A 571-nucleotide genomic window follows, 5' to 3' on the forward strand; every position below is an offset into this window, starting at 1 on the left:
CGCGGCCATCCGGCACCGCCAGCGTCTCCGCCTGGCGCGACGGCGCGCCGTCGGCGCGCAGCGTCAGGAACAGTGGGGCGCCGCCGCGGCGCAGCACCGCCAGGCCGGCGACGGCGGTCGCGCCGCCTTCCGCGCCGAGCGTCGCCTCCAGGGTTACTTGCCGCCCGCGCACCGCCTCGGCCGGCAGCAGCTGGCCGATGGCGTAGGGCTGAGGGCCCGGCGTGTTGCGTGCATTGGGCGCGAGTTCGAGCACGCCGCCCGGCAGGACGCGAAGGCTGCCCTTGCCCGATACGGCGCCGTCCAGCGACCAGCCCGCGGGCGGCGTGCCGCCGGCGGAGAAATCCCCGTTCGAGACCAGCGCGCGCGCCTGCGTCGCCACGAGCAGCAGGATCAGCAGGGCGAGCGCGCCGTTTCGCATCCTAGCTCCTGTGCAGGCACGGACCGATGTGGCGGCGCCGCAGCCAGGCCCGCGCCGCGCCGCGCAGGCTGGGATCGACGCCGAGCAGCCGGCTCGCCGCGATGGCGAGCGCCGCGGCGTGGCACAGCCCCGTCGCGGCCGTCGCCAGCGCGG

Annotated in this window: 1 protein-coding gene; it reads right to left on the reverse strand. The window is 77.9% G+C overall.

What is annotated here, in order from left to right; all coding sequences use genetic code 11:
* Positions 1 to 418 (reverse strand): hypothetical protein (locus tag HW577_RS26220; RefSeq protein WP_198378988.1); only part of this gene is annotated, 418 nt, incomplete at its 3' end.
* Between the last annotated feature and the right edge of the window lie 153 nt (positions 419 to 571).

Origin of the sequence: Neoroseomonas rubea (assembly GCF_016106015.1) — a bacterium.
Lineage (GTDB): Bacteria > Pseudomonadota > Alphaproteobacteria > Acetobacterales > Acetobacteraceae > Neoroseomonas > Neoroseomonas rubea.